The organism is Bradyrhizobium cytisi (genome assembly GCF_008123515.1).
GTDB classification, from domain to species: domain Bacteria; phylum Pseudomonadota; class Alphaproteobacteria; order Rhizobiales; family Xanthobacteraceae; genus Bradyrhizobium; species Bradyrhizobium cytisi.
In genome coordinates, this window is record NZ_VSSR01000001.1 from 33,983 (window position 1) to 58,431 (window position 24,449).

17 protein-coding genes and 1 pseudogene are annotated in these 24,449 nt (G+C 65.0%); 12 read left to right on the top strand and 6 right to left on the bottom strand.

Annotated features, from left to right (window positions below; genetic code table 11):
* Nucleotides 1-11 precede the first annotated feature (11 nt).
* Nucleotides 12-1,346 carry a dicarboxylate/amino acid:cation symporter gene (locus tag FXB38_RS00160; protein WP_148748762.1) on the top strand — a complete coding sequence of 445 codons (1,335 nt, stop codon included), beginning with the start codon at nucleotides 12-14 and terminating at the stop codon, nucleotides 1,344-1,346.
* 31 nt (nucleotides 1,347-1,377) lie between these two features.
* Here FXB38_RS00160 and FXB38_RS00165 read toward each other — a convergent pair whose 3' ends face one another.
* Entirely contained in the window at nucleotides 1,378-2,256 is an 879-nt protein-coding gene (locus FXB38_RS00165) for an SDR family oxidoreductase (RefSeq protein ID WP_148748763.1), read from the bottom strand.
* A 105-nt stretch (nucleotides 2,257-2,361) separates the two neighbouring features.
* Between FXB38_RS00165 and FXB38_RS00170 the strand changes: the two genes are divergently transcribed.
* Nucleotides 2,362-3,195, top strand: a complete 834-nt coding sequence (locus FXB38_RS00170; protein WP_148748764.1) for a helix-turn-helix transcriptional regulator — start codon at nucleotides 2,362-2,364, stop codon at nucleotides 3,193-3,195.
* 88 nt (nucleotides 3,196-3,283) lie between these two features.
* Nucleotides 3,284-5,332 (top strand): annotated as a pseudogene (locus FXB38_RS00175) (tetratricopeptide repeat protein).
* 343 nt (nucleotides 5,333-5,675) lie between these two features.
* On the opposite strand, the gene FXB38_RS00180 reads toward FXB38_RS00175, so the two are convergent.
* The 3 genes from FXB38_RS00180 to FXB38_RS00190 are packed head-to-tail and all read right to left on the bottom strand — an operon-like array spanning nucleotide 5,676 to nucleotide 9,698.
* Nucleotides 5,676-6,908 carry an NAD(P)/FAD-dependent oxidoreductase gene (locus FXB38_RS00180; protein WP_148748765.1) on the bottom strand — a complete coding sequence of 411 codons (1,233 nt, stop codon included), beginning with the start codon at nucleotides 6,906-6,908 and terminating at the stop codon, nucleotides 5,676-5,678.
* 16 nt (nucleotides 6,909-6,924) lie between these two features.
* Nucleotides 6,925-8,151 (bottom strand): MFS transporter, encoded by a 1,227-nt coding sequence (locus FXB38_RS00185; protein WP_148748766.1) that lies wholly within the window; start codon nucleotides 8,149-8,151, stop codon nucleotides 6,925-6,927.
* 50 nt (nucleotides 8,152-8,201) lie between these two features.
* On the bottom strand, nucleotides 8,202-9,698 hold the full coding sequence (locus FXB38_RS00190; protein WP_148748767.1) for an amidase: 1,497 nt from the start codon (nucleotides 9,696-9,698) through the stop codon (nucleotides 8,202-8,204).
* 210 nt (nucleotides 9,699-9,908) lie between these two features.
* On the opposite strand from FXB38_RS00190, the gene FXB38_RS00195 reads away from it, so the two are divergent.
* Nucleotides 9,909-10,592, top strand: coding sequence for a helix-turn-helix domain-containing protein (locus tag FXB38_RS00195; protein ID WP_148748768.1), 684 nt, complete (start codon nucleotides 9,909-9,911; stop codon nucleotides 10,590-10,592).
* 67 nt (nucleotides 10,593-10,659) lie between these two features.
* Here the strand turns inward: FXB38_RS00195 and FXB38_RS00200 are convergent, their stop codons facing one another.
* A complete protein-coding gene (locus FXB38_RS00200; protein WP_283812693.1) occupies nucleotides 10,660-12,951 on the bottom strand; it encodes an Rne/Rng family ribonuclease in 2,292 nt (763 codons plus the stop codon).
* Between the two features lie 21 nt (nucleotides 12,952-12,972).
* On the opposite strand from FXB38_RS00200, the gene FXB38_RS44555 reads away from it, so the two are divergent.
* The 5 genes from FXB38_RS44555 to FXB38_RS00220 all read left to right on the top strand — a co-directional run bounded on the left by FXB38_RS44555 (nucleotide 12,973) and on the right by FXB38_RS00220 (nucleotide 20,611).
* Nucleotides 12,973-13,827 (top strand): hypothetical protein, encoded by an 855-nt coding sequence (locus FXB38_RS44555; RefSeq protein ID WP_283812694.1) that lies wholly within the window; start codon nucleotides 12,973-12,975, stop codon nucleotides 13,825-13,827.
* Nucleotides 13,828-14,440: 613 nt separating this feature from the next.
* On the top strand, nucleotides 14,441-15,739 hold the full coding sequence (locus FXB38_RS00205) for an N-acetylmuramoyl-L-alanine amidase (protein WP_148748770.1): 1,299 nt from the start codon (nucleotides 14,441-14,443) through the stop codon (nucleotides 15,737-15,739).
* A 243-nt stretch (nucleotides 15,740-15,982) separates the two neighbouring features.
* Nucleotides 15,983-18,490, top strand: coding sequence for a penicillin-binding protein 1A (locus FXB38_RS00210; protein ID WP_148748771.1), 2,508 nt, complete (start codon nucleotides 15,983-15,985; stop codon nucleotides 18,488-18,490).
* 105 nt (nucleotides 18,491-18,595) lie between these two features.
* A protein-coding gene (prfB, locus tag FXB38_RS00215) for a peptide chain release factor 2 (RefSeq protein WP_148748772.1) occupies nucleotides 18,596-19,727 on the top strand; the annotation gives its coding sequence in 2 pieces (ribosomal slippage) (nucleotides 18,596-18,664 and nucleotides 18,666-19,727; 1,131 coding nt in all).
* Nucleotides 19,728-19,729: 2 nt separating this feature from the next.
* Nucleotides 19,730-20,611: an NAD(P)-dependent oxidoreductase gene (locus FXB38_RS00220; RefSeq protein WP_148748773.1), complete on the top strand. Its 882-nt coding sequence runs from the start codon at nucleotides 19,730-19,732 to the stop codon at nucleotides 20,609-20,611.
* Between the two features lie 65 nt (nucleotides 20,612-20,676).
* On the opposite strand, the gene FXB38_RS00225 is transcribed toward FXB38_RS00220, so the two are convergent.
* Nucleotides 20,677-21,084, bottom strand: a complete 408-nt coding sequence (locus tag FXB38_RS00225) for a hypothetical protein (RefSeq protein WP_148748774.1) — start codon at nucleotides 21,082-21,084, stop codon at nucleotides 20,677-20,679.
* A gap of 191 nt (nucleotides 21,085-21,275) precedes the next feature.
* Here FXB38_RS00225 and FXB38_RS00230 point away from each other — a divergent pair, with 191 nt between their 5' ends.
* The 3 genes from FXB38_RS00230 to FXB38_RS00240 all read left to right on the top strand — a co-directional run bounded on the left by FXB38_RS00230 (nucleotide 21,276) and on the right by FXB38_RS00240 (nucleotide 24,448).
* Nucleotides 21,276-22,118 carry a DMT family transporter gene (locus FXB38_RS00230; RefSeq protein ID WP_246229560.1) on the top strand — a complete coding sequence of 281 codons (843 nt, stop codon included), beginning with the start codon at nucleotides 21,276-21,278 and terminating at the stop codon, nucleotides 22,116-22,118.
* A gap of 79 nt (nucleotides 22,119-22,197) precedes the next feature.
* Complete coding sequence (locus FXB38_RS00235) at nucleotides 22,198-23,109, top strand: DMT family transporter (protein WP_148748776.1); 912 nt, start codon at nucleotides 22,198-22,200, stop codon at nucleotides 23,107-23,109.
* Between the two features lie 103 nt (nucleotides 23,110-23,212).
* The gene (locus FXB38_RS00240; RefSeq protein WP_148748777.1) at nucleotides 23,213-24,448 is read left to right on the top strand and encodes an ABC transporter substrate-binding protein; all 1,236 of its coding nucleotides are present in this window, start codon (nucleotides 23,213-23,215) and stop codon (nucleotides 24,446-24,448) included.
* The last annotated feature ends 1 nt before the right edge of the window (nucleotide 24,449 follow it).

A 24,449-nucleotide genomic window follows, 5' to 3' on the forward strand; every position in this document is an offset into this window, starting at 1 on the left:
GGGAGCGAACAATGACAACGACAACGATGGCCGGCGCGCCGGCCGCACCGAGCGCGGCCAAGCCGTGGTATAAAATTCTCTATGTCCAGGTGCTGATCGCGATCGTGCTCGGCGCAATCGTCGGCTGGCTCTGGCCGACGATTGCCACCAACGACTGGATCAAGGCGCTCGGCGACGGCTTCATCAAGCTGATCAAGATGGTGATCGCCCCGATCATCTTCTGCACCGTGGTCTCCGGCATCGCCCACATCCAGGATGCCAAGAAGGTCGGACGCATCGGCGTCAAGGCGCTGGTCTATTTCGAGATCGTCTCCACCTTCGCGCTCGTCATCGGCCTCATCATCGGCAACATCGTGAAGCCGGGCGCAGGCTTCGGCAACGCGGCCGCCAACGCGCAGGCCGTCGCAAATTACGCCAAGCAGGCCGAGGGCCAGAGGTCGGTCGACTTCATCCTGCACATCATTCCCGACACGGTGGTCGGCGCCTTCGCGCAAGGCGAGATCCTCCAGGTCCTGTTGTTCTCGGTGCTATTCGGCTTCGCCATCATGGGGCTCGGCGAGCGCGGCCACACCATCCGCAGCTTCATCGACGATGCCGCGCATGCGGTGTTCGGCGTCATCTCCATCGTGATGCGCGCGGCGCCGCTCGGTGCGTTCGGTGCGATGGCCTACACCATCGGCAAGTTCGGCACCGGCGCGATCCTCAATCTGATGGGCCTGATCGCGACGTTCTATTTGACCGCGGCGCTGTTCGTGATCGTGGTGCTCGGCACCATCGCGCGCTTTGCGGGCTTCTCGATCTTCAAGTTCCTGGCCTACATCAAGGACGAGCTGCTGATCGTGCTCGGCACTTCTTCGTCGGAAAGCGCGTTGCCGTCCTTGATGGAGAAGCTGGAACGGCTCGGCTGCTCGAAGTCGGTGGTCGGCCTGGTGGTGCCCACCGGTTATTCGTTCAATCTCGACGGCACCAACATCTACATGACGCTGGCGACCCTGTTCATCGCGCAGGCGCTCGGCTTCGATCTCACCTTCGGCCAGCAGCTCACGATCCTGGTGGTGGCGATGCTGACCTCGAAGGGCGCCTCCGGCATCACCGGTGCGGGCTTCATTACGCTGGCCGCGACGCTCGCGGTGGTCGATCCGCGGCTCGTGCCGGGCATGGCGATCGTGCTCGGCATCGACAAGTTCATGAGCGAGTGCCGCGCGCTGACCAATCTCTGCGGCAACGGCGTCGCCTGCGTGATCGTCGCCTGGTGGGAGGGCGAGCTCGATCGCGACAAGCTCAACGCGCGGCTGAACCAGCAGATCGATCCGACGGACATGGAAACCGCAGTCACGACGGACTGATCTGCAAGCTGCATCCGGCGGCGGCGCGCCGTCAGACCTTGAAGTAGTAGGGCTGGTCGAGATCCTCGATCAGCCCTATTTCTTTCGACGCCCAGCCGAGCAGCGCGCGGGTCTTCGCGCTCGATGTCGGCACGTCGACGCCTGCGAATTGCGCGAACCATCCGAAATGCTCGGCCGCTTCGTCCGGCGATTTCGAGACCACGGGCACGCCAAGCCTTTTGCCGATCACGTCCGCAATTGCCTTGAACGGGATGCCTTCCTCGGCGATAGCGTGATAGCGTGGTGCAGTTGCGCCTTGCTCGAGTGCAAGCCGATAGACGCGCGCGGCGTCGAAGCGATGGCCGGCAGGCCAGCGATTCATCCCGTCGCCGATATAGGCCGCCAGGCCCCTCTCGCGTGCGAGGTTGATCAGGATCGGCACGAAACCGTGGTCGCCTGCGCCATGGGTGGTCGGCGGCAGCCGGACCACGGCGGTGCGGACGCCGGCCAGCGACAGCGCCGTTGATTCCGACACGCGTGGAAAGCGGTGTGCCGTCTCATCGTCCTCGGTCGCAAGCCGTCCGGGCGCCAGCAGCGCCACGCCGGAAGTGACGATGAGCGGACGGTCAGAGCCCTTGAGCTCCTCGCCGAGCGCAAGGATAGCGCGGCGGTCGAGCTCGCAATTGTCCAAAAATTTCGAGAAGTCATGATTGAAGCCGAGGTGCAGCACGCCGTCTGACGCGGCCGCGCCGCTGCGTAAGGAGGCATGGTCCTCCAGCGAGCCGCGGTGGACCTTTGCTCCCATCGCGGCGAGCGATGCGGTCCCCGCATCGGAGCGGGCGAGGCCGGTGACGCTATGGCCGGCGGCGATCAGGTCGGCAACGACGGCGGAGCCGACGAAGCCGGTGGCGCCAGTGACGAATACACGCATGAGCAGTTCTCCAAAGATCGGCAAAAAAGATTGGTAGGAGGCAGCATCTGCGCTAGGATTATCCGGGTAAAGTAGGGACATTATCAGGGTATAATAGCTAACAGGATGAGCGAGACCTCCAGCGAGAACCTGCTCGGGACCTATTTGAAAGACCGTCGCACCCGGCTCGACGCGGCCGCCTTCGGGTTTGGCGGCGGCCGCAGGCGCACGCCGGGGCTGCGGCGCGAGGAGGTGGCGCAGCGGGCCAATATCAGCCCGACCTGGTACACCTGGTTGGAGCAGGGCCGCGGCGGCGCGCCGTCGGCCGATGTGCTCGACCGGATCGCCCGTGCCCTGATGCTCACCGACGTCGAGCGCGAGCATCTGTTCCTGATCGGGCTCGGCCGCCCGCCCGAGGTCCGCTACCAGGCATCTGAAGGCGTCTCGCCGCGGCTTCAACGGGTGCTCGATGCGCTCGAGACCAGCCCGGCGATTATCAGGACCTTGATCTGGGACGTCGTTGCCTGGAATCGCGCGGCAACATTGGTGCTGACCGATTACGCCAAGCTTCCGCCGGAGCAACGCAACATCCTGCGGCTGATCTTCTCCGTGCCTCGCGTGCGCGCCGCGCAGTACGACTGGGAGAGCGTGGCCCGTTTCGTGGTCGCAGCGTTCCGGGCGGACGCGGCGCGCGCCGGCGCGGTCTCGCATGTCGCCGACTTCGTCGACGAAATGTGCGGTCTCAGCCCCGACTTCGCGAGGCTGTGGCGCGACAACGACGTCCGCAGCTATGGCGAGGGCGTCAAGCATCTGCGCCATCCCGTGCTCGGCCCGATCTCGTTCGAATATTCGGCCTTCGCCGTCGACGGCCGGCCCGATCTCGGCATGGTCGTCTACAACCCAGCAACGCCGGACGATGCCGCGCGCATCAGGGCTGTTCTCGCCAAGCAATCCGACTGACGGATTTCGCGATCTCGCCCGTTTAACTGGCATCTCTGACGCCGAAGGGGTGGGCGGTATCGTGGGCAACGTGGCTGTGAATCGGATTATGCTGGAGGCGGCAGAGCATTTTGCGGCCGGGCGGCCGGATCAGGCGGACGTGCTCTGCGCGGAGGTGCTCAAGGTTGAGCCGGATCATGTGCCGGCGCTGCACCTGGCCGCCGTTGCCGCCTTCGTCACCGACCGCGCCGCCGACGGCGCCGCGCTGCTCAACCGGGTCTTCAATATCGATCCCGACCATGCGCCGGCGCTGGCCACGCTCGGCGATGCGCTCGCGGTGAAAGGCGAGCACGCCGGCGCCGTGGCCGCGTTCCAGCGCGCGCTGCGCCGGAAGCCGGACGATGCCGGTCTCCACAACAAGCTCGGCGTGGCGCTTGGCGAACTCTCGCGCTTCGGCGAAGCCGAGACCTCCTATCGCCGCGCAATCGCGCTCGATGCGCATCTGACGCGCGCGTGCTTCAATCTCGCCGTCGCGCTCGCCGAGCAGGGACGGCTGATCGAGGCTGAGGAGGCCTATCGCGCCGTGATCGCGCGCGAGCCTGCTTTTCGCGGCGTCTGGCTCAATGTCGGCAACGTCCTTGCGGACCAGAACAGGTCGGGCGATGCCAGTGGCCGCCTATCGCCGCGCGCTCCAGCTCGATCCCGACGATGTCGGCCTGATCTGCAATCTTGGCGCGGCGCTCTATCGGCAAGGATTGCTCGAAGAGGCCATCGTCCAGTATCGCCGTGCCATCGCGCTCGCGCCCGACGATGTCGCGGCGCTGCGCCTGCTTGGCCTTGTCCTGCATGAAGCCCGCCATTTGCAGGAGGCCGCCGAGATCTACCGGCAAACATTCGCGCGCGATCCCGCCGATCACATCATCGCCACCAATCTCGGCGCCTGCCTCTCCGATCTCGGCGCGCTCGACGACGCCATTGCGGCCTGTGAACACGCGCTGCTGCTCAAGTCCGATCACGCGCCGGCCTACACCAATCTCGGCATCATCTTCGAGAAGCAGCAGCGCGTCACCGATGCTGTCGCCGCGCATCGCTGCGCGGTTGCGGCCGATCCCTCCTATGCCAAGGGCCACGCCAACCTCGCGGTCGCGCTGCGCAACGCCGGCGAGATCGACGAGGCGCTCACGGTCTCGGCCCGCGCGGTCGCGCTCGATCCGGAGCAGCCGCTCGCGCAATACAACCGCGCGCATTTCCTGCTGATGAACGGCCATTTCGCCGAGGGGTTCGACGCCTATCGGTGGCGCCGCAAATGCAAGACGCTGTCGGACGGCGATCCGACTTTCAATGAGCCGGAATGGCGGGGCGAGCCGCTCGCAGGCCGTACCTTGCTGGTATTCGCCGAATACGGCCTCGGCGATGCCGTGCATTTCGTGCGCTATCTGTCGATGGTGACGGGGAAGGGCGGCAAGATCATCCTGCAGGTGCAGCCCGCACTCGCCTCGCTGCTGCGGCAATTGCCTGATGTCACCGTGATTCCGCGCGGCGAGGCGCTGCCGCCATTCGATCTGCAATTGCCGCTGATGAGCCTGCCGCGCCTGTTCGGCACCACGCTCGACAATCTGCCCGCGGACGTTCCGTATCTGCACCCCGACCCCGGGAAGCTATCGCGCTGGCGAGCCGTCCTTGGTCGCGAGAGGCGACTGAAGGTCGGCGTGGTCTGGGCCGGCAATCCCGGGCACAAGGGCGACGGGCAGCGCTCGCTGTCGGCCGCGGCGGTGTTGCCGCGGCTCGTGATGCCGGGCTTGCAGCTCTACAGCCTGCAAAAGGAGCCGCGCGCGGAAGACGGTGCGGTGCTGGCGGCGCTCGGCGACGACGTGATCGATCTCGCGCCTGCGCTCGGGGATTTTGCCGACACGGCGGCGGCGGTGGCAGCGCTCGATCTCGTCATCGCCGTCGACACCTCGGTTGCGCATCTGGCCGGCGCGCTCGGCCGCCCGGTCTGGATGCTCACGCCATACGCGCTCGACTGGCGCTGGCTGCGCGATCGCGAGGACAGCCCGTGGTATCCGACCATGCGGCTGTCCGCCAGCGCAAGCCGCGCGAATGGGATGATCCGCTAATGCGTCTGACGGCCGCGCTGGCGGTGTTAGCTGTTGCGTGATTTATGTCACAGATGGAGCTCGGTTGTCTGTGTAATCTATCCATTTTGCGACTCTAGCGTTACGCCCAACAGACATTGAACGACCTCAATCCCGCGCAGCCCCAACATGCATTGGACTCTTGTCCGGCAAACTTACGGGCTCGTGGCCGGATCTTGCGAGGGCTTCATGAAAATACGCAATTTAGTTTATGTGCAATCATGGGATGTGCTCATCCCCTCGTCAAGTGCAATTGAAAGCTGCCTATTCTCGTATTGACTGAGAGGAGGTCGGCTCAACGTCTATCTTACGGCCAGGGCGCGGTTGTAGCTTTAACCTGCTCGATAAAGTCGGGTCTGTTCGTCCCTAGAACCGCTCCGGCCGGTACGGCGTCGGATCGATCGAGGGCGTCTCGCCGTTCATCATCTCCGCGAGCAGGCGTCCGGTGGCGGGGCCGAGCGTAAAGCCCTGGTGGCCGTGGCCGAAATTCATCCAGAGGCCGGGGTGGCGCGGGGCGCGACCGAGCACCGGCACCATGTCCGGTGTGCAGGGGCGGGTGCCGAACCACGGCTCCGGTTCGGCGCGCTTGCCGAGATCGATCAGCTCGCGCGCCGAGGCTTCGGCGCTGGCGAGCTGCACCGGCGTTGCCAGTGCATCCGGGCCGGTCAACTCCGCACCGGTGGTGATGCGGATGCCCTTGGCCATCGGCCCCATGGCATAGCCGCTGCCCTTGTCGACCAGCGGCAGATCGAGCGAGGCGCCGCCGCTGTAATGCATGTGGTAGCCGCGCTTGCGCACCAGCGGAATCCGGTAGCCGAACTTGTGCAGGAGATCCGGCGACCACGGCCCGAGCGTCACGACGGCGTTGGCGGCATCGATGCGGCCATTGTCGGTGTCGACCGACCATCCGGTCGCGGTCTGCTGCAGCGACTGCGCATCGCCGAGCACGATGGTGCCGCCGAGCCGCTCGAACAGATCGGCATAGGCCGTGACCAGGGCGCCGGGGTCGGACACGGTCCAGGTATCGAGCCAATGGATCGCGCCGGGGAGATCGTCGCGCAGAATCGGCTCGGCCTTGGTCAGCTCGCTGCCCGAGAGCACGCGAAAATTCACGCCGAACTCGCGGCGATCTGCTTCCGCGGCCTTGATTGAATCGTCGAGCGCGGCGGCGTCGCGAAACAGCGCGCGATAGCCGGCGCGGCGGATCAGATTGTCGGCATGGGCCTCGCGGATGAGGATGTCGTGCTCGGGCGTCGCATAGGCGATCAGCTGCGCCCAGGCGGCGATCGCCTCGCGATGCCGCTTCGGCGCCGAATGCCACCAATAGCGGAGCAGGGGCTCGACGTGGCGATGCAGCGAGGACAAGCTGTAGCGCACGTCGTTGGTGCGGCCGGTCGCGATCTTCACGAGCGAGGCGAGATCGCGCGGCATCGGATAGGGCCGTACCGCTTCCGCCTGGATCATCCCGGCATTGCCGTAGCTGGTCTCGCGGCCGGGCTCCCTGCGGTCGACCAGCGTGACGGTCCAGCCGCGTTGCCTCAGATGCAAGGCGGCGCCGACGCCCACCATGCCGCCGCCGAGAATGATTGCGCTTTGCATCGGCAGAACTCTCCTGTCAGGCTGGCTTCGGCGCAAGCTTGGGCTGCGCCGTGTTGATGGTCGTGGCGACGACGACCGACAGCGCCGTCATCGCCACCAGGAAGCCGAAGGCGGCATCGAACGATCCGGTTCCGGTCACGATGAAGCCTATCGCCGCCGGTGCGACGAAGCCTGCACTCTGGCCGCCGAGATTGACCATGCCGACGCCCGATCCGATCTGGTCGTCGCGGAGCAGTTTGGTCGGGAGCGCAATCACAGCGGCCAGCACGAAGGATTTGAAGAAGTAGACCAGCGACTGATAGGCGATCAGCACCGTGATCGTCTCCGCCTTGTACATGGCGTAGAGGAAGATGCCGGTCAACGCGGAGCTGCCGATCAGCAGATATTTTTCCCGCTCGGCAAAGAACGTGGTCATGACCCAGCCGCCGATCGCCGTCGCGAATGTCGCCATCACGAACGGGATCGGCGCCACCACGCCGACGGTCTTGAGGTCGAGCCCGCGTTGCTGCAGCAGATAGAGCGGCATCCAGGAATCCAGGCCCTTGTTGACGCAACTGAGGCCGAACCACACGACCATCAGCTGCCACAGCAGCGGATTCCTCATGAGCTCGCGCATCGGCGCGCGCTGTTCGGCCTTTGCCGATGGGCCCGTAGCCGCTTTGTCCGGGCGTCCGAGATACGGGACGAAGACGAAATAGATCACCGCGAAGACGATGCCGGCGATGCCGATCGCGTTGAAGGCGTGGCGCCAGCCGAGCCAGACGATCAACGGCGCCATGATCAGCGGTGCGACCATGCTGCCGGCATAGTTCGACGACAGCAGCAGCGCCGACATTTTGGGCCGGCTGTCCCTCTTGAATACCTCGGCGATGGCGCGAATGCTTGCCGGCGGAAAGCCGCCCTCGGCGATGCCGAAGACGAAGCGGATCGCGATCAGCGAGGTCAGCGACCAGGCGAGACGGGTGAAGGCCGTGAACAGCGACCACATCACGATGGTGACGATCACCACATATTTCGAGCCGAAGCGGTCGGAGAGCCATCCGCCCGGCACCTGCATCGCGGCGTAGCCTAAGAAGAACGCGCTGATGACGATGCCGAGATCGGCAGCCTGGAGATTGAAGTCCTTGCCGATCTGCGCCAGCGCCAGCGAGATCGCGGCGCGGTCGATGTAGGAGATGCAGTAGGCCACATAGAGCAGGACGAAGGCGACGATGCCGGTCTTGCGGTTCGACAATTCGGCCATGCTGATCTCCGCTTTGCCGGCGACCCGGCGGGCTTGCCTGTTTGCTTGGTCTATTCCCAGGTGAGGAAGCCGGGCGCGGACGCCAGCGGCGGCGCCGTCGCAAGTCGCGCCAGGTCAGGCACCGGCCGGCACAATTGCGCATCGCCCGCGAACGCGGCCTCCAGGCTTGCGGCAATGGCGAGCACGATGGCATCGCCACCGCGCGGGCCAACGATCTGCAGGCCGAAGGGCAAGCCGGCTTCATCGACGCCGAGCGGAATGCTGATCGCGGGATGGCCGGGAAGCGTGACGGCATAGGCGAGCGCGAGCCAGTGGAAGTAGGATTTCGTAGGCGCCCCGTCGATCTCGGCGGGATAAAGCTCCGACCACGGCCGCGGACTGAGCGTGATCGTCGGGCTGATCAGTACGTCGCAGGTCTCGAAGAAGCTTTGATAGGCACGATAGATCCGCGTTTGCGTCGTCGCGGCACGACCGTGATCTTCGAGCGTGTAGCTCAGGCCTTCCTCGACATTGGCGCGGACATTGGGGCCGAGCATCTCGGGCCGCTCTTTGTAGTTCTTGCCGTGCATCGCCAGGAACAGGCCGGCGCGCAGCACGGCGAAGGCGTCGTCTGCGCCGGTGCAGTCCGGCGTCGCCTCTCGGCTTTCGGCGAACAGCGGCGCAAGCCTCTTCACGCGATCGCGGAACACGCGGCGGATGGCTTGCTCGGTCGGTGCGAAGCCGAAGTCTTCGGTGAAGGCAAGGCGCAGCTTGCCAAGCTCCGCGGGGCGCGGCGCGGACCAGCGCTCGGCGCGCCCGCGCAGGGGCTCGCCGGAAAGCGTGTAGGCGAGCGGATCGCGGGCATCATCGCTCGCCATCACCGACAGCATTAGCGCGGTATCGGCGACGCTGCGGGCCATCGGTCCGTCGGTCGACAGATTGGACCAGCCGAAGGCGCGCTTTTCGCTCGCCACGAGGCCGTAGGAGGGACGCATGCCGACGATACCGGCATAGCCCGCGGGATTGCGCAGGGATCCCCCGGTGTCGGAGCCCGAGGCGAGCGGTGCCATGCCGCAGGCGAGCGCGACCGCCGATCCGCCGGAGGAGCCGGCCGCCGAGCGCATGGGATCGAAGGGATTGCCGGTCGCACCGAAGACGGGATTGCGGGTGTTGCCGCCCGCCGCCCATTCCGGCGTATTGGTCTTGCCGAAGATGATGGCGCCCGCCGCACGCAGCCGCGCGATCGAGCCCTGGTCGGCGGCAGGGACATTGTCGCGCAACAGGGGACTGCCGTAGGTCGAGCGCATTCCGGCGGTGTCTTGCGTATCCTTGATCAGGACGGGGAGCCCGTGCAGCGCGCCATGATCCTCGCCGCGCAGGATCGCGGCCTCAGCCTTCTTCGCGGCGGCACGTGCACCCGGCTCGTCGAGCGTCACGACCGCATTGACGGCGGCATTGATGGCGCCGATGCGGGACAGGCAGGCGTCGAGCAGCTCGACAGGCGAGATCGCCCGTGCGGTCAGCAGACGGCGCAGCTCGACGGCACTCGTGTCGCAAAGTTCGGACAACGCCAGGCCCTTTCAAATTGTGAAAACGATTTAGCATATCGGAAACCGCGTTCAACGCACCAATATTCGCCAAATCGGGGCAATTCATGCACAAATCCTGGCTTGTGTGCCCGGGAGGCCACCCTGGAGAGGTATTGTGCGGCGGATCACGCCGAAAAGATTAGGCCGATCGGCCAATATTTTTTCCCGGCAGCGTGATAGACATACCGCATGAGCGAGATCACGACGCCCGAAGGTGCCAACTCCCAGCTCGGCCAATGCCTCAAGGCGGCGCGCCAGGCGCGCGGCCTGACGCTCAAGCAGGTGGCGGAGCGAACGGGCATGGCGCTGTCGACCCTGTCGAAGGTCGAGAATGGCCTGATGTCGCTGACCTACGACAAGCTGCTCCAGCTTACCTCCGGCTTGAAGATGGAGATCGCGGAGCTGTTCAATCCGGCGGTCGCAGCGCCTACGCAAGGCAGGCCGGTCACCGCGCGGCGGAGCATCAGCCGGGCCGGGCAGGGGCAGCTGATCGCCACGAAATTCTACACCTACACCTATCAATGCACCGACCTGATCGGCAAGCGCATGGTGCCGATCGTGGCCGAGGTCCGCGCGCGCTCGCTGGACGAATTCGGTCCGCTGCTGCGCCATGCCGGCGAAGAGTATTTTCTGGTGACGAGCGGACGCGTCGCGGTTCACACCGAGTTCTACGCGCCGGAGATCCTTGGCGAGGGCGACGGCATCTATCTCGATAGCACCATGGGCCACGCCTATCTCAACGCCGGCGAGGCACCGTCCGCCAAGGGCGTCTGTCTCTGCACCAGCGAGGCGCCTGATCTCTACGACCAGCTTCGCCAGATCGCTTCGCGCGAGGTGGCGCCGCTCGGTGACGACGAACTGCCGCCGCCGTAACCTTCAGGCGAGGCGTGAAATGAAAAACGCCCGGCCAGGCCGGGCGTTTTTTATTCGGACGCTGGCTCTATTCGCCGCCGCCGAAACGGCGTGACCACCAGCCGGCGCGACGCGGTGCGGCCGGCGTCTCGCTTGCGGCTTCCGGCGCAGGCTCAGGCGCGGGCGGAGCAGCCGGCTCCGGCGCTGCTGCAACCGGGGTTGCCGGCTCGCTCGAGTTGCTCGACAGGAAGCTCACCTTCTCCCGGACGGTGGAGCGGCGTCGTGCCGCCTTGTCGTCCGATGCGGGCTCTTCCTCAGAGGGCGCGGGCTGCACCGGCGTTTCAACCGGGGCCTGCAACTGAAACTCGGGCTGGGACGTTTCGACCGGCGCGATATGCTCCGAATGCGCAATCGAGGGAGCTGTCTCGCTGCCGGAGCTATCGAAATCAGCGACCGCTTCGGTTGCTTCCGACGGCGGATTGCCCGTGAGCTCGTCGCCGATGGAGCCGGCGAGACCCTCCTCGCCGGTACCGCGCCGACGACGTCCACCCCTGCGACCACGCCGGCGACGGCGGTCGCCGCTACCCTGCTGCTCGCCACGGGCGGCCTGTTCTTCGCCTTCCTCGCCGTCCTGTTCGGCCTCGGCGTCCTCTTCACCTTCGCCTGCGACCGCTACGGCCCCTTCAGGAGAAGCGGGAGCACCATCCTCGCGCGCCTCGCCGTCGCGCTGACCGCCGCGGCCACGCCGGCGGCGGCGGCGCTTGCGGCGCTGGCCGTCCTGCTCGGGCGAAGCATCGCCTGCGGCCTGCTCTTCGGAGAGACCTTCGGTTTCCTCGGTCTCGACCTCGGATTCCAGCTCCGTATCGAGCTCCTCGTCGTCATAGGCCTCTTCGGCCAGCGGCGGCGGGCTTGCGGCCGCCTGTGCCGCCAGCAGCGCCTTGGCGGCTTCGAGCGTATGCACCTGCTCGCCGCGGTCGATGACATAGGCCTGCGGTCCGCTGACGCTGGGGTCGGCGATGACAGACAGCGAGACCTTGAAGCCGTTTTCGAGATCGCGCAGATGACCACGCTTGTGGTTCAGCACATAGAGCGCGACGTCGGTGCGGGTGCGGACCACGAGGTTGTGGGTCGCGCCCTTCATCAGGATCTCTTCGAGGCCGCGCAGCAGCTGCAGCGCCACCGAGGACACCGAGCGGACATGGCCGGTGCCGCCGCAATGCGGGCAGGGATCGGTCGAGGATTCCAGCACGCTGGCGCGGATGCGCTGGCGCGACATCTCGAGCAGGCCGAAATGCGAGATGCGCCCGACCTGGATGCGTGCACGATCCTGCCGCAGGCAGTCGGACAGCTTGCGCTCGACCGCACGGTTGTTGCGCTTCTCGTCCATATCGATGAAGTCGATGACGATCAGGCCGGCGAGATCGCGCAGGCGGAGCTGGCGGGCGACCTCTTCGGACGCCTCCAGATTGGTCTTGAGCGCGGTGTCCTCGATATGGTGCTCGCGCGTCGATCGTCCGGAGTTGACGTCGATCGAGACCAGCGCCTCGGTCTGGTTGATGACGATGTAACCGCCAGAGCGCAACTGTACGGTCGGCGAGAACATCGCATCGAGCTGGCTCTCGACGCCCATGCGCGAGAACAGCGGCTGGCCGTCGCGATACTGCTTCACCGCGCTGACATTGGCGGGCATCAGCATCTTCATGAAGTCGCGGGCTTCGCGGTAGCCGGATTCACCGGCCACCGAGATCTCGTCGATCTCCTTGTTGTAGAGGTCGCGCAGCGAGCGCTTGATCAGCGAGCCTTCCTCGTAGACCAGCGTCGGGGCCTGCGACTTCAGCGTCAGGTCGCGTACCGTCTCCCACATCCGGATCAGGTACTCGAAGTCGCGCTTGATCTCGGGCTTGGTGCGGGCGGCACCCGCGGTGCGCAGGATGATGCCCATGCCCTCGGGCACGTCGAGATCCTGCACCACTTCCTTCAGGCGCGAACGGTCCTGGGCCGAGGTGATCTTGCGGCTGATGCCGCCACCACGGGCGGTGTTCGGCATCAGAACGGCATAGCGGCCGGCGAGCGAGAGGTAGGTCGTCAGCGCCGCGCCCTTGTTGCCGCGCTCTTCCTTGACCACCTGCACCAGCATCACCTGGCGGCGCTTGATGACTTCCTGGATCTTGTACTGGCGGCGCGGGCGGAACGTGCGCTCCGGCACTTCCTCGAGCACGTCGTCACCGCCGACGGATTCGACGTGCTCCTCCTCGGCTTCCTCACCATCGTCATCGTCCTCGTCGTCTTCGTCGGCCCTCGCTTCGGCGTCCTGATGCGGCGCTTCAGTGCTCTCGCCGGCGGAGTAGACGGCATCGGCCGGCTCGGTGACGGAGGTCACGGCTTCGGCAAAAGCCTCGCCATGCGTTTCCTCGTCATGCGTTTCGAAGGCGGGAGCTTCCTGAGGCTCGGCAACGACGGCGGGCTCGGCGCCGATCGCCGCGACAGGCGCGGGCGTCTCGTCGGCATGATCATGGTCGTGATGATCGTGCGCGTCGTCATGGCCATGGTCGTCATGATCGTGAGCGTGATGGTGATCATCGTGCTCATGATCGTCATGCCCGTGATCATCGTGATCATGGTCATGATGATCGTGGTCGTGACCTTCATGCTCGCCGCGTTGCTCGGCATCGGCGTGCAGGTGCTCGCCCTCATGCAGAGCGCCCTCGGCGTGCTCCGGCAGGGCCTTGCCCTCGACCGGCTGGCCGGCCGGATCGGCGAGACCCTCGACGATCTCGCTGCGGACACGTTCGCCTTGACCGCGGCGGCGGGCGTTGCGGTGGCGCGAGCGGCGGCGGCCGTGGGAGCGGTTCTCGCTCTCTTCCTCGGCTTCGCGATGGGCCTGCTCTTCGGCCTCGATCAGCGCCTGCCGGTCGGCGACCGGGATCTGGTAGTAGTCGGGATGGATTTCGCTGAAGGCGAGGAAGCCGTGGCGGTTGCCGCCATATTCAACGAAAGCGGCCTGGAGCGAGGGTTCGACCCTTGTGACCTTGGCGAGGTAGATATTCCCGCGCAGTTGCTTGCGTTGCGCGGTCTCGAAGTCAAACTCTTCGACGCGATTGCCGCGGACCACGACGACCCGGGTCTCTTCCGGGTGGGTGGCATCGATCAACATCTTGTTGGGCATGTCTTAACTCTTGGCGGCGGCGGGCGCGATCGACCGTGGGCGCGAAGAGCGCTGCCGGGTGACGCGACGGTCCACCTGATTCGGGGGTGAGGGGAAGGCCGAAACGCCGTCTCTCGCGCCTTGCCGAACCGGAAGCTTCAGGACCGAAACGGCGCGCGGGAGCGTCACTCCGCAGCGTCGCGAAAGGTCCTTCAGAATTCGTCGGCACAGTCTGGCGCATCAAGCGTCGGCCCGTATGAAACATCGGGCGGCGGGGCCGCCCCTAATCAGTTGCTGCTGGCCGGGCATGGCGCGTGCGCGCTCGCCTTGGATCAAGAACCGCCCCCTTGGGATTAAGGGATCGGGTAACTGGCCGCGTCGCTGTCAAAACTGCTCCGGAAACAGTTGGTAACCGGAAACCGTCCGCCGCCGGGGCTTGCCCCGCTCCACCTCGCTGCCGCGCACCGCGCTGGTCTTAGAGGGGAACAGAAAAACGCTGGAATTCCCAAACCTTGGGAGTTCCGGCGCTGCACCGGGAGGCTGAATGCGACACAACCGGAAATTATTGGCCGTCAGCAATCCGTACATACGAGGAATGGGCCATCCGTGCAAGGGAGCGTCGCACGCCGGTCACAGTCGGACAGTTTCGTGTTTCCGTCATTAAGGATCGTTTAACCCTGTGGTTCTATTGCGTTAAAGAGGGCCGCTCGGAGGCACGGATTCGGTGGCGAGCCGCACAAATCAAAGGGTTTTGCTGGGGGTTGCGCTGCTGTGTGCCGCGGCGTCGCCGTGCGCCGATTCCTCGCGTCTGAACGCGGCCGAAACCCCATCGCAACCCTCTGTTGCGACGACGAATTTTCCGATTGCCACCGCTGCGCGCCTGGCCGGTGACGGCAAGCAGACCCGCTTCATTCTCGACCTCGACCAGACCGTCAGCTTCCGCGCCACGACGCTCGCCGATCCCTACCGGGTCGTGGTCGACGTTCCCCAGGTCAATTTTCAGCTGGGCCCGGGCACTGGGTCCGGGCGAGGGCTGGTCAAGGCCTTCCGCTACGGGCTCGTGATGCCCGGTGGCTCCCGAATCGTGTTCGACCTGACCGGGCCCGCCAAGATCGCCAATTCCTATGTGCTCGAGGCGGCCAACGGCCAGCCGGCCCGGCTCGTGCTCGAGCTGGAGGAGGTCGACCGCGCGGCTTTCGTGCAGACGCCCGCCCCGGAGAATCGGCCCGAACTGCGGCCAGCGATTGCCGCCGCGCCTCCGGCAACGATTGCTGTCGCGCCCGAATCGGCGCCGCAAAAGCCAGGGGCACCGTCCGACGGCCGTCCGGTCGTTGTGATTGACCCCGGCCATGGCGGCATCGACAACGGCACCCAGTCGAACGGCGAGAGCGAGAAGAATCTGGTGCTCGCCTTTGGCCTGGCGCTGCGCGACCGGCTGGAAAAGGCCGGCAAATACCGGGTGGTGATGACGCGGGACGACGACACCTTCATTCCGCTCAATGACCGGTCCAAAGTCGCCCGCAATCTGAACGCCGCGCTGTTCGTCTCGATCCACGCCGATGCGCTGCCGAAAGCCGAGGGCGACGCGCAGGGCGCCACCATCTACACGCTCTCGGACAAGGCCTCCGACGCCGAGGCCCAGCGCCTGGCCGATGCCGAAAATCGCGCGGACGCGATTGCCGGCTTCAATCTCGCGGAAGAGCCGACCGACGTCGCCGACATCCTGATCGATCTAACGCAGCGGGAAACCCGCACCTTTTCAAACCGTTTTGCGCATTTGCTGATGGGCGAAATGAAGTCGACCGTGCGGATGCACAAGCATCCACTGAAGTCGGCCGGTTTCCGGGTGCTGAAAGCCCCCGACGTGCCCTCGGTGCTGGTCGAGATCGGCTACGTCTCCAACAAGGGCGACCTCGAGCACCTCGTGTCCGAGGGCTGGCGGTCGCGCGCGGTGGGTTCGATGGCCCAGGCGATCGACACGTTCCTGGCCAAGCGGATGGCGACGGCGGGGGCCAGCAATTAAACAGGAAACGCCGGTTCCGATGTTAAGCCCTAGTTTGGCCACAGCGGACGCTTTATAAAACCGGCGCAGGGGGTTCCGGAATCGACGAGAATCCCGTTTCGGCAAGCGTCTTTCGGTCCGGCATCGATGGTATTGAGTAGGCCGGGGAGTTCGCGACGTGAGGATGGCGTCCGTTTGGGGCGCCTTGAGGCTGATCTTGGTCTGCTCTTGGGCCGATCCAGGGATTAAACGGATAAACACATAATGCGCTTGCTTGTGCGGTTCATGGGCTTCCTGTTCGCCGCGGGAACGGTGGTGTTCCTTGTCGGTGTCGGTGCCGTGGCAGGCCTGATCTGGCATTTCTCCAAGGATTTGCCCGACTACTCTCAGCTTCAGGATTACGAGCCGCCGGTGATGACCCGCGTGCACGCGGTCGACGGCTCGCTGCTCGGCGAATACGCCAAGGAGCGGCGGCTGTACCTCCCGATCCAGGCGGTGCCGAAACTCGTGATCAACGCGTTCCTCGCCGCCGAAGACAAGAATTTCTACGAGCATGGCGGCATCGACTACACCGGCATGGCCCGCGCCGGCCTGGTCTATCTGCAGAACTACGGCTCAAACCGCCGTCCGCAGGGCGCTTCCACGATCACCCAGCAGGTCGCCAAGAACTTCCTTCTGACCAACGAGGTCTCGTTCGCGCGCAAGATCAAGGAAGCCTTGCTCGCGATGCGGATCGAGAAGACCTATTCGAAGGACAAGATTCTCGAGCTGTATCTCAACGAAATTTATCTCGGCCTCGGCGCCTACGGCATCGCAGCCGCCTCGCTGGTCTATTTCGACAAGTCGGTGAACGAGCTCACCGTGGCGGAAGCCTCATACCTCGCGGCGCTGCCGAAGATGCCGGCGACGCTGCATCCGGTGCGTAACCGCGACCGCGCCATCGAGCGCCGCAATTACGTGATCGACCGCCTCCAGGAGAACGGCTGGATCAAGCAGGCCGACGCCGACAAGGCGCGCAAGGAGCCGCTGGCCGTCACCAACCGCTCCAACGGTGCCCACACATTCGCCGGCGAATATTTCGCCGAAGAGGTCCGCCGCGACATCTTCGAGCGCTATGGCGAGAAGAAGCTGTATGAGGGTGGCCTCTCGGTGCGCACCACGCTCGATCCGAAGATCCAGGTCATGGCGCGCAAGACCATGGTTGCCGGCCTCGTCAACTATGATGAGCAGCAGGGTTATCGCGGCGCCATGAGCAAGCTCGATATTTCGGGCGACTGGGGCGTGAAGCTCGCCGAGATCAAGTCGCTCTCCGACATCTCGCCGTGGCGCATGGCGGTGGTGCTGGAAACCAGCGACCAGTCGGCGCGGATCGGCTTCCAGCCGAACCGCGAGCTAGGCGGCGCCGTCAGCAAGCAGCGCGAGACCGGCCTGATCACGCTTGACGGCGTCAAATGGGCGAAGGCGGCTTCGGGAGCCGGGAAGGGCAGGGCTGCCACGGGTGTGTCGCAGGTGCTCCAACCCGGCGACGTGATCTATGCCGATCCGCTCTACACCAAGGAAGGACAACCGGTCGAAGGCCAATACCGCCTGCGCCAGATACCCGAAGTATCGGGCGCGATGGTAGTGATGGACCCCTGGACCGGTCGCGTGCTCGCAATGGTCGGCGGCTTCTCGTTCGACCAGAGCCAATTCAATCGCGCCACCCAGGCCTACCGGCAGCCGGGATCGTCGTTCAAGCCGATCGTCTATTCGGCCGCACTCGACAACGGCTACACGCCCTCGACCGTCGTGCTCGACGCGCCGATCGAAATCGATCAGGGCCAGGGCGCCGGTGTGTGGCGGCCGGAAAACTTTGATGCCGGCAAGTATATGGGTCCGATGACCTTGCGCAATGCGCTGCGGCTGTCGCGCAACACGGTGACGGTGCGGCTTGCGCAAGACATCGGCATGCCCCTGATCGGCGAATATGCGCGCCGCTTCGGTGTCTACGATGAGCTGCCGAACTATCTCTCCTATGCACTCGGCGCCGGCGAAACCACGGCAATGCGCATGGTCACGGCCTATTCGATGCTCGCCAATGGCGGCCGCCGCGTGAAGCCGACCTTGATCGACCGTATCCAGGATCGCTACGGCCGCACCATCTTCAAGCATGACCAGCGCGAATGCCGCGGCTGCGACGCGCCCGGCGGCTGGAAGAACCAGGCCGAGCCGCAGCTGATCGATCGTCGCGAGCAGGTGCTGGACTCGATGACCGCCTATCAGATCACCGAGCTGCTGGAGGGCGTGGTCCAGGCCGGTACCGCGACCGTCGTGAAGGAAGTCGGCAAGCCGATCGCCGGCAAGACCGGCACCACCAACGAGGCCAAGGACGCGTGGTTCGTCGGCTTCTCGCCGGACATCGCAGTTGCCATCTACATGGGCTACGACAAGCCGCGCTCGCTCGGCAGAGGCAATGCCGCAACCGGCGGCCATCTCTCTGCCCCGATCGCGCGCGATTTCCTCAAGCTTGCGCTTGCCGACAAGCCCGCGGTCCCGTTCAAGGTGCCGGCCGGCATTAAGCTGGTTCGCGTCGTCTCCAAGACCGGCATGCGCGCCGGCCCCGGCGAGACCGGCGGAACCATTCTGGAAGCCTTCAAGCCGGGTACGGCGCCGCCGGATAACTACTCCGTCATTGGCGTCGCTGATGCTGACGGCCGCGGCGCGCCGGGGGCGCCGCAGCAGCAGCCGGATTCCGGCTTCTTCATGCGGCCGGGCACCGGCGGGCTGTACTAGCGGATAACGGGGCAGACAGACGAGGCCGGCGGTTGCGCTTTGCAGCCGCCGCCGTTACATCCCCTTTTCAATTGCACGCGGGATTCCGCGAGACCAGAGAACGACATGCGCGCCGAAATCGAACGGTTGGTAGAAGAGATCAAGCAGTCGGTCGGGCTGCTGAGGAGGCATCTTTGACGTCGAGAAATCGACGGCGCGCCTCGCTGAGCTGAACAAGCTCGCAGAAGATCCCAATCTCTGGAACGATCCCCAGAAAGCCCAAAAGCTGATGCAGGAGCGAACCTCGCTGGAGGATTCGCTCTCGGGCATCGGCAAGGTCGAGCAGGAGCTCGAGGACGATATCGGGATGATCGAGCTCGGCGAGGCCGAGGGCGACGCCGGTGTCGTGGCCGAAGCTGAAGCCGCACTCAAGAGCCTCAAGAAGGAAGTCGCCCGGCGCGAGCTTGAGGCGCTGCTGTCGGGCGAGGCCGATCGCTTCGACTCCTATCTCGAAGTCCATGCCGGCGCCGGCGGCACCGAGAGCCAGGACTGGGCGCAGATGCTGTTGCGCATGTACACGCGCTGGGCCGAGACGCACGGCTTCAAGGTCGAATTCCTCGAAGAGTCCGAGGGCGAAGAAGCCGGCATCAAGTCCGCGACCATCCAGGTCTCCGGCCACAATGCCTATGGCTGGCTGAAGACCGAGGCCGGCGTGCACCGGTTGGTGCGCATCTCGCCGTTCGATTCCAACGCGCGGCGGCATACGTCTTTCTCCAGCGTGCAGGTATTCCCCGTCATTGACGACAGCATCAAGATCGACATCAAGGAAGCCGACGTCCGCGTCGACACCATGCGGTCGGGCGGCGCCGGCGGTCAGCACGTCAACAAGACCGAATCCGCGGTGCGCCTGACGCATATCCCGACCGGCGTCGCGGTGGTCTGCCAGGCCGGCCGCTCCCAGCACAAGAACCGGGCGCAGGCCTGGGATATGCTGCGCGCGCGGCTTTACGAGATCGAGCTGAAGAAGCGCGAGGAGAAGGCCGCCGCCGACCAGGCCGCCAGGACCGAAATCGGCTGGGGCCACCAGATCCGCTCCTACGTGCTGCAGCCCTATCAGATGGTGAAGGACCTGCGCACCGGCGTGCAGACCTCCGACACCTCGGGCGTGCTCAACGGCGAGCTCGACGACTTCATGGCCGCGACCCTGGCGCAGCGCGCCTTCGGCACCACCGGCGCCGACATCGAGGACGTGGACTGATCATGCCCCGCGTTGCCTTCATCGGATTGGGGCGGATGGGCCATGGCATGGCCGGCCGCTATCTCGATGCCGGTTTTACGGTGACGCTGTGGAATCGCAGCAGGGCAAAAGCAGAAGACCTGATCGCGCGCGGCGCGCATTGGGCGACTTCGCCCGAGGATGCCGCGATCGATGCCGACGCGGTCGTGACCATGGTCGCCGATGACGAGGCCTCGCGCGCCGTCTGGCTCGGGCTCAACGGCGCGGCCAAGACGGCCAAGGCCGGCACCATTGCGATCGAGTGCTCCACCGTTTCCTATGATCATGCGCGCGAGATGGGCCGCGAGCTCAATGCGCGCGGGCTGATCTACATCGACTGCCCCGTGACGGGATTGCCGGATGCGGCCGCGGCCGGAAAGCTGACGTTGCTTGCCGGCGCTGACGCGGCCGACCTCGAGCGGGCGCGCCCGTTCCTCGAACCGATCGGCTCGACCATCCGCCATTTCGGCGCGGTCGGATCCGGCACGGTCTACAAGCTCATCAACAATCTCCTGGGCGCGATCCAGATCGCGGGCCTCGCCGAGGGCCTCGCGATCGCCGAGCAGGCCGGGCTCGACATGAAGCTGGTGCTGGAGTCGATCCAGGCGGGCGTCGCCGCCAGCCCGCAGGTGCAGCGCCATTCCAAGCGCATGGTCGCCCGCGACTTCAGCGGTGCCACGTTCACGGCCGCGCTCCGGCACAAGGATGCCGCCTACGCCGTCAAGCTCGCCGAGAGCCTGCTGGCCGACAAGCCGCTGGTCTCGCGCGCCGCCGTCGAGTCCTACGCGCAGGCCAAGGCCGCGATGCCCGACGACGACGAAGGCAGGATGATCGAGCTGGTGTCGCGGCCGAAAGGCGCTGTCTGATCGCCGACGCTTCCAAGCACGAACGCGGCCCGACCGCCGGGGACGGTCCGTTGATTTGAGCTGCTCTATTGCTCGAAGTTGCGCAGGCCCGCCACACCGGAATCCGTTCGGATCATGCGTCCCTTCTTCCCATCGTCGGTCAAAAAGACGTCCCAGTGCGCCGTGCCACCTGGTTGACCTTCGAGGGTCATCACGCCGGTGCAGTCCTGATCAATCGTGTACGTACCATTCAGAGCTTCGCGTTGAACGATCGCATGGCGCAGCGAGGTCTGTTTGCCTGAAAACTTTCCCGACCCGTCAAAGTCGAACGCACCGTAATGATAGTTCGTGCCCTGGCCAGTAAATACGTAGCGGCCCTGGAGCTTCTCGACCGAGCACGTCTGCGGTGCTCCGTGAGCCATTGGGCCGATCAGCAAAGAACACCCCAACATCAGACTTGCGCCCATTATGCCGCTTGTGAGACTTAATTTCATCGCTTCGCCCTCCATACCGTATCGGCGGTGGAACTACACGCCAAGATTGCGGCAGAAAGGAGAACTCGTGCTACTCAGGAGTGTGACGCTGGCTGAGAGCGTGCTCGAGTTCCTCTCTCAACCAAAAACGAAAACCTCCTAATCGGAGCCATATGACATGGGGGCAGCCTCGATCGGAGCGCGGTCTCGGCATGGCCCTCGTTACCGCGGCGGCGATTGCCTGGAGCACGGCGCCGTTTTTCACGCGGCTTTTGCCGTTCGATCCCTGGACCATCCTGTTCTGGCGCGGCCTGTTCGGCGGCGGTCTGATCTCGGTGCTTCTCGTCCTGATGCAGGGGCCGGGCGCGTTGTGGCAATTGGTGGTGCCGGGACGCGGCGGATTGCTCGTGGCGTCGTTATCTGCGCTCGGCATGATCTCGTTCATTCCCGCGCTCCAGATGACCGATGTCATGAATGTCGCGGTGCTGATCGCGACCCAGCCGTTCGTGGCGGCGGCGCTGGCATGGCTGTGGCTCGGCGAAGCCGCGACATGGCGCACCCTGATCGCGAGCCTCGTTGCCTTTGCCGGCGTCGCCATCACCGTCGGCGGCATCAGATCCGGCGCCGATATCGGCGGCGTGGCCCTGAGCTGCCTGATGGTCCTCGCGATCTCGGCCATGACGGTCGTCGTTCGGCGCCACAAGGAGACCTCGATGGTTGCGACGGCAGCACTGTCGAACTTCATCGGCAGCCTCGTCAGCCTGCCGTTCGCCCACGACATCGCCCATGTCGGCGGCAACAGCCTTGCGATCCTTGCGATGTTCGGCTGCCTCCAGGTCGCGCTCGGCCTGACCTTCTACATGCTCGGCTCGCGCCTGCTGCCTTCGGGCCAAGCCTCCCTGATCGCAACGCTGGAGACGCCGCTGATGGCGTTCTGGATCTGGGTGGGATTTAGCGAGGTGCCGGCCGTGCATGCGCTCATTGGCGGGGCACTGGTGATCGGGGCAGTGATCACTGATATTGCAGGCGACGCCCGCTTTCGCCGATCGTCATGAGCCTCGTCTCGTCGGAAATCGGGTGGCGAGATGCGTCGCGCTGGCCTAGGCGGCAGGCCCGACCGCCGAGGTAAGACGCATGCCTTTGAATGAAAACCGGATCGACGCGCGAGACTGGTCGCTGCTTGCTGTGCTCTCGATCCTCTGGGGCGGGTCGTTCTTCTTCAATGGCGCGGCGCTGCGGGAGCTGCCGCCGCTAACCTTGGTGTTTTTGCGCGTTGCCCTTGGCGCGGCCATTCTGCTGCCGTTGCTGCGTGTGCAGGGGATCAGCTTTCCCAAGGGCGTGAGGGGCTGGCGAGCCTTTGTCGTGATCGGGCTGCTCAACAACGTCATTCCGTTCTCGCTGATCGTGGCCGGCCAGACTTTCATTCCGAGCGGACTGGCGTCGATCCTGAACGCGACCACGCCGCTGTTCACTGTGCTGGTGATGGCGGCGGCGGGTGAAGAGGCGTTGCAGGCGCGGCGGGTGGCCGGCGTGGCGCTGGGCCTCGCCGGCGTGGTCATCCTGCGTGGGTGGGGTGTCGAGTCGCGCGCCGGGCAGGGGTTCGGCATCCTACTCTGCCTTGGCGGCGCGCTCAGTTATGGTTTTGCGGCGCTCGCCGCGCGTCGGCTGCTGAAGGACTCACCGCCACTGGGAACGGCCACGTTTCAGCTGATGGCGTCGACTGTGATGATGGCGATCGTCGCCGGTGCAGTGGAGCAGCCGTGGCGTCTTCCTGTTCCGGGTCTGGCGACCTGGCTTGCCGTGCTGGGCCTCGCGGCGCTCTCGACGGCGCTCGCCTACATCGTCTTCTTTCAGATCATACGACGCTCAGGCGCGAGCAATGTGATGCTAGTGACGCTGCTCATTCCCGTGACCGCCATTCTTCTGGGATGGCTGGTGCTGCGCGAGCCGATCTCCATGCGAGAGATCGCCGGTGCGGTCGTCATCGGCAGCGCATTGATCGTGATCGACGGACGGGCTGTGAGAATGCTGCAGCGCGTGGGTTAAGTTCCGAGCCAGCGTTTCACTCCGCGGAAAATCCTGCCGCTTGCCAGTCGCTTGCCACCTTGCGACACTCTTCTCAAAACAAGACTATATAGGGGAGAGAACGATGCCGGGTCGTCGCAAAAGCCTTGCTGCCCTCGCCATGCTTGCTGCCGGAGTGCTCGTCACGACCCCGGCCTTGGCAGAGAAGAAATACGATCCCGGCGCCAGCGACACCGAAATCAAGATCGGCAACATCATGCCCTATAGCGGACCGGCGTCGTCCTATGGCGTGATCGGCAAGACTGAGGCCGCGTTCTTCAAAATGATCAACGATCAGGGTGGCATCAACGGCCGCAAGATCAACTTCGTCAGCTATGACGATGCCTACTCGCCGCCGAAGGCGATCGAGCAGGCGCGCAAGCTGGTCGAGAGCGATGAGGTGCTGCTGATCTTCCAGGCGCTTGGCACGCCCTCGAACTCTGCGATCATGAAATACATGAACGCCAAGAGAGTGCCGCAGCTCTTCGTCGCCTCCGGCGGCACCAAGTTCGGGGACCCGAAGAACTTTCCGTGGACCATGGGCTTCCAGCCCAACTACCAGAGCGAGGGGCGGATTTACGCAAAGTACATTCGCGACAATTTCCCGAACGGCAAGATCGCGGTGTTCTGGCAGAACGACGACGCCGGCAAGGACCAGTTCAAGGGCCTGAAGGACGGGCTCGGCGACAAGGCCAACATGATCATTGCCGACAAGTCCTATGAGGTCAGCGATCCCTCGATCGACTCGCAGATCGTCGCCTTGCATGATTCCGGTGCAGACATCTTCTTCTCATGGGCAGCGCCAAAGGGCTCGGCGCAGGCGATCCGGAAGGTCGGCGAGCTCGGCTGGAAGCCAAAGTTCTTCCTGGCCAACACCGCGACCTCGGTCGCCTCGGTCCTGAAGCCTGCCGGCCTCGACTATGCCAAGGACATCATCTCGACCGTCTATCTGAAGGATCCGACCGATCCGACCTGGGACAAGGATCCGGCCGTGATCAAATGGCGCGAATTCATGGACAAATATTACCCTGACGGCGACAAGGCCAATTCCAACAACATCTACGGATACGTGCAGGCCGAGGCGATGGCGCAGGTCCTGAAACAGTGCGGCGACACGCTCACGCGCGACAACGTCATGAAGCAGGCGGCCAACCTGAAGAACTTCCACACCGACCTGATTCTGCCCGGCATCATGGTGAACACCTCGCCGGACGATTATTTCCCGATCGAGCAGATGCAGCTGATGCGCTTCAACGGGCAAGCCTGGGAGCTGTTCGGCGACGTCATCACCGGCGAGGTCGGTCACGAACGCAGCCAGTAAG

Excerpts from the sequence above, each read along its gene's own strand:
- FXB38_RS44555 (WP_283812694.1), top strand. The coding sequence starts at position 12,973 with ATGCGTTTCCTCGTCATGCGTTTCGAAGGCGGGAGCTTCCTGAGGCTC.
- FXB38_RS00225 (WP_148748774.1), bottom strand. The coding sequence starts at position 21,084 with ATGAAATTAAGTCTCACAAGCGGCATAATGGGCGCAAGTCTGATGTTG.
- FXB38_RS00240 (WP_148748777.1), top strand. The coding sequence starts at position 23,213 with ATGCCGGGTCGTCGCAAAAGCCTTGCTGCCCTCGCCATGCTTGCTGCC.
- FXB38_RS00210 (WP_148748771.1), top strand. The coding sequence starts at position 15,983 with ATGCGCTTGCTTGTGCGGTTCATGGGCTTCCTGTTCGCCGCGGGAACG.
- FXB38_RS00185 (WP_148748766.1), bottom strand. The coding sequence starts at position 8,151 with ATGGCCGAATTGTCGAACCGCAAGACCGGCATCGTCGCCTTCGTCCTG.
- FXB38_RS00220 (WP_148748773.1), top strand. The coding sequence starts at position 19,730 with ATGCCCCGCGTTGCCTTCATCGGATTGGGGCGGATGGGCCATGGCATG.
- FXB38_RS00180 (WP_148748765.1), bottom strand. The coding sequence starts at position 6,908 with ATGCAAAGCGCAATCATTCTCGGCGGCGGCATGGTGGGCGTCGGCGCC.
- FXB38_RS00160 (WP_148748762.1), top strand. The coding sequence starts at position 12 with ATGACAACGACAACGATGGCCGGCGCGCCGGCCGCACCGAGCGCGGCC.
- FXB38_RS00195 (WP_148748768.1), top strand. The coding sequence starts at position 9,909 with ATGAGCGAGATCACGACGCCCGAAGGTGCCAACTCCCAGCTCGGCCAA.
- FXB38_RS00170 (WP_148748764.1), top strand. The coding sequence starts at position 2,362 with ATGAGCGAGACCTCCAGCGAGAACCTGCTCGGGACCTATTTGAAAGAC.
- FXB38_RS00230 (WP_246229560.1), top strand. The coding sequence starts at position 21,276 with ATGGCCCTCGTTACCGCGGCGGCGATTGCCTGGAGCACGGCGCCGTTT.
- FXB38_RS00235 (WP_148748776.1), top strand. The coding sequence starts at position 22,198 with ATGCCTTTGAATGAAAACCGGATCGACGCGCGAGACTGGTCGCTGCTT.
- FXB38_RS00165 (WP_148748763.1), bottom strand. The coding sequence starts at position 2,256 with ATGCGTGTATTCGTCACTGGCGCCACCGGCTTCGTCGGCTCCGCCGTC.